We start from the raw sequence: 3,807 nt of genomic DNA on the forward strand, positions 1-3,807 counted from the left end.
CCGCCGCTCCGTCTCGGAAGGCAGGCTGTCCAGCCACTTCTGCGACCCGATCTTGCGGAGCCCACCCGTGAACGGCATCTCGGTCAGATAGAGGTAGCTGCGACAGTCCCCGAGAAGCATCTCGCCACCCGCCGCCGCTGCTGCCGTGCAGTGACCGCTAGAACTGGCCGACGAAACGCGACCGAACGGGCGGCAGACCACCTGCGGGTGGCGATCGACCGCTTCACCGTCGCCTGCGCCGCCATGGCCTCGGCTCGTGCCCACCAGGAACGTGCCCTCTCCCAAGCCGACCGGCGTCTCGCTGCGCCGACAGGCGAGTTCGGATCCGAGCTCACGACGCTGAGCTGGAAACGCAGGCGGATCAACACGGTCGCCGACGCGGTGCTCGTCGCTCGGGCCGTCCGAGCTCACCCGGCCGCAGTGGAGGCCCGCAGAGCGCTCGAAGTCGTCCGTACTGAAGAGAGCGCTCGGGTTCGCGCAGCGGAGGTGGCTCTCTCCGCAGCGACCAGTCACCTGCGCTCGTACGGCGCCATTGGCAACCAGATCGTTGACGGCACCCCGCCACATCGAGCGGTGCGCAGCATCAGCTAGTGCCGCAGCAGCCAACGCTTGCTTGCTTGGTGTGGCGGCTCGAGCAGCGGGGATCACCGACTCGGGCGCGGCGCCTTGGGCACGGAGCGCCGTTATTCTGCGCCCCCACCCAGCGTTTTGAGACGGTCAAAAACCAGGAGGTCACGCGACCACTTTTGCAAACCGCTACACGCGAACGGCTTGGGCGGTGCGGTCTTCTTGGAGCCGCTTGACCAACAGGTCCGCGATGCTCCGGAGCTGCGCGTCAACGTCGCCGTTCGGGTCGAAGGTCACCCCTCCCACCCGGACGGCCTCGTCGAACAATCCTGGCGGAGCAGTCGTGAACCACACCGGAATGACAGAACCATCTTTGAAACGCTCGCGAAACTGATCCGACTCGAACTTGGTCCAGATTCGCTTCGGATAGTCCGTCCCCAGAAGCGCAATGACGTACGCCGCTTCGGACCGGTAAATCGGACCGAGGTACTCCTCGACGTCCTCGGCCAGGATTCGGTGCTGCTCGAATCGGTCGTAGAACACCTCGACCTCAGCGTCGCGCAGGAGATCGGCAAGCTTCGACGCGTACTCGCGGTCCGACCCGGCGAACGACAACGCGAAGTCGTACGGGCGCTCGAACTCCAGCCCGACGTAGCCGACATGCCGGGCAAACTCGTTCCAAGCCAGGTTGCGGAGAAAGAACACGAACTGCGGGTCTTCGACAGACAGCACCGACGTCTTCGGTTCGAAGTGGATCACACTGCCCAAATCCTCGTCGCCCTCGATCAGGCCGACGAGGAACCCCTTATCGACGACCTGTCCGACGCTCCCCCTCAGTTCCGGGTGGCGCGCCATCTCCCGATCGAGCGCTATCGACCATTCATTGGCCTCGGCCAGCCACCTGAGAATGTTGAGGTACGGTGCCCGCCCTTCACGACGGAGCTTCGTGCCGTGAGCGAACGTCGTCGCGATAGGGAGAAACGCCGTCCGGAGTCGATCCATCACCCGCTGGCGGACGGTCTCAAAGCTGACCTCGACGGCATCGCGCGACGAACGCGTCTCCAGTAAGCCAGCGGCCACGCACGTCTCATGGCACAGCATCTGCGCGATATAGAAAGATCCGCCCGACGCGGACACGATCTCTGACGCTGTCGCGAGGTCCGCGTTAAGGGCGCCCTCGCCAAGCCGAATGAGCTGCTCGATCTTGTGAGCCGGGTTCGCCTCGAACTTCAAGATGTCGACCCGGTTGTTGAGATCGCGAGCGAACGATATAAGGGTTTGCCCGACTCGGTTGATCCCGACTATGACCACCTTCGTATGCCGGCTCTCTTCGTCGGCAAGCGTCTTGAGGAAGTCCGCGAGCTCGGCGCGGACGCCGTCGTCAAGCCGGTGGAAGTCGTCAACGACGACGATCCCCAGCTCGCCCAACTCGGGCAAGGCAGCGATCATCTGGACATCCTCCTTCCGCCGCGCGCTCAGGCGGAGGACGTCAGTGGCGATGCCTATCTCGTCGAGGGCACGCGCAATGGCGGTGGTCTTGCCGATGCCCGACGGACCCTCGATGACGAGCCCGCGTCCGGGGGTGCGCAGATTCACGACCAATGCGTCGTACTCATCCGGCCGGACGAAGGTGATCTCCGGCACGCCCGAGAGCTTGAACACATCCTGCAATTCGGCCACGACATCAGCCTAGATGCTCGGCCCGAAGTGCCCTGCTAGGACCGTCGTCAGAAACAGAACGCTCATGCCGGATGCCAGGCCGAGCGGGCAGCCAGTCACGCCGAACGGTTCCGGTGCCGCCTGGCGACGTTCCGAACGGGCGAACGTTGCTGGGCACGGAACTGGCGCGCAGATTCGACCGACCGGAGGGGACGGCCTGTCTCATCGAACACGTCGTCGGCACATCGGCCCCGACCGGCGGCGGGGGCCCGAGTGGACCCCCGCCGGCCGGGCTCAGGCTTCGGTGGCCTGGGCATCCCGGCGGTCGTGCTTTGCGACCTCGGCGGTGGCGAACCGGAGTGAGGCGCCGACCTCGTCGGCCACCAGCTCGATGCGGGAGCGCTGCTCGCCGTCGTCGGTGGTCCAGGAGTGCTGCTCGAGGTAGCCGGTCACGACCACCCGAGCTCCCTTGGTGAGGCTCAGGGCCACGTTCTCGGCCAGCTCCCGCCAGCAGACGACGTCGAAGTAGGAGGTGGTCTTCTGCCACTCGTCGCTGCCCCGGGTGGTGAAGCGGCGGTTCGTGGCCACCGACAGCGAGGTCTGTGCCCGGCCGTCTCGGGTGTAGCGGATCTCCGGGTCCCGGGTGAGGTTCCCGACGATCGTCGTGGTGGTGGTCATGGTGGTTCCCCTTTCGTGTGGGTGCTTGCAGGGAACGACGACGACCAGGGGGAAGCGGAGGGGGCAACGGTTGCCCGAAGGGTCGAGGGGAAAGTTGCGCCGGGACCCAAAGTCAGCGAGCGAAGCGAGTGCCGGCGCCAGTTTCTCCTCGCCGTTGCGGCCGGAGCGCCTGGGCGCACGCTCGGACCGGAGGCATCCCACACCGAGCAGGGGACAACGTCTCCCCACCCCCGATCACCGGCTCGCACACCCGGTGCCCATCGCCACCGACAACCGAGGATCACCGACCCGCTGAAGCTGTCGAACAGCCCGACTGGCGGGGCAGCACCGAGCGCTGAGGACGTACACCCCCACCAGGACGATGTCTTTCGGCGGGCAGACACGACGTGGCCTCGGGCAACACAGGGAGCATCCATAGGGTGGACGTCCCGCTCGCTTCCTCGTGAGGCGGTCACATCGACCGCCCGGAAGGGAGCAGCGATGACCGTTCGAGATGCAGTGCGCGAGGCCCAGCGACGCCTCGCCACTCTCGATGCCGACCACCGCAAGGCAACCGAGCGCCTGGCCCAGACGACCAGGCAACGCAGCGAGGTCCTCGCCGCTTCTGTCCGCACCCGCTGACGCACCTTCGTTCTGGAGGTGCCCCCAGTTGGATGGAACGCGCCGCGCCATCAGTGAGGCCCGCCACCGGGTCGGCCGGAAGGGTGCCGCCACGGCCACGTTGGAATCGGTCAGGTCGAGCGCGCGCCCGATGCGATGTAGCGCAGCTCGCAGGTCAGTCCGATGACGTTGAGCCAACGCTCGTCGCCGGTGAGCACGACATCGGCGTGCAGGTCCGCCGTCGCAAGGATCAACGCGTCAGGCATCTTCAAGGCCTTGTGAGCAGCTCGAAGCTCGGCGGCG

General features: G+C 66.3%; 5 protein-coding genes. 2 read left to right on the plus strand and 3 right to left on the minus strand.

The genetic code is table 11. From position 1 onward, the window contains the following. Positions 1-207 precede the first annotated feature (207 nt). The gene (locus tag M7H19_RS09580; RefSeq protein ID WP_298179809.1) at positions 208-591 is read left to right on the plus strand and encodes a hypothetical protein; all 384 of its coding nucleotides are present in this window, start codon (positions 208-210) and stop codon (positions 589-591) included. Between the two features lie 165 nt (positions 592-756). Here the strand turns inward: M7H19_RS09580 and M7H19_RS09585 are convergent, their stop codons facing one another. Continuing rightward, positions 757-2,247: a TIR domain-containing protein gene (locus tag M7H19_RS09585; protein ID WP_298179812.1), complete on the minus strand. Its 1,491-nt coding sequence runs from the start codon at positions 2,245-2,247 to the stop codon at positions 757-759. Positions 2,248-2,520: 273 nt separating this feature from the next. After that, positions 2,521-2,904 (minus strand): single-stranded DNA-binding protein, encoded by a 384-nt coding sequence (gene ssb / locus M7H19_RS09590; RefSeq protein WP_298179815.1) that lies wholly within the window; start codon positions 2,902-2,904, stop codon positions 2,521-2,523. A gap of 480 nt (positions 2,905-3,384) precedes the next feature. Here ssb and M7H19_RS09595 point away from each other — a divergent pair, with 480 nt between their 5' ends. Next, positions 3,385-3,525 carry a hypothetical protein gene (locus M7H19_RS09595; protein WP_298179817.1) on the plus strand — a complete coding sequence of 47 codons (141 nt, stop codon included), beginning with the start codon at positions 3,385-3,387 and terminating at the stop codon, positions 3,523-3,525. A gap of 110 nt (positions 3,526-3,635) precedes the next feature. Here the strand turns inward: M7H19_RS09595 and M7H19_RS18615 are convergent. Beyond that, the coding region (locus M7H19_RS18615; RefSeq protein WP_363321356.1) for a PIN domain-containing protein at positions 3,636-3,807 on the minus strand (172 nt) is incomplete at its 5' end.

It is taken from the genome of Saccharomonospora sp. (assembly GCF_027317685.1).
Lineage (GTDB): Bacteria > Actinomycetota > Actinomycetes > Mycobacteriales > Pseudonocardiaceae > Saccharomonospora.

Bases quoted from the DNA above. Each gene is read 5' to 3' on its own strand.
- M7H19_RS09595 (WP_298179817.1), top strand. From the start codon at position 3,385: ATGACCGTTCGAGATGCAGTGCGCGAGGCCCAGCGACGCCTCGCCACT.
- ssb (WP_298179815.1), bottom strand. From the start codon at position 2,904: ATGACCACCACCACGACGATCGTCGGGAACCTCACCCGGGACCCGGAG.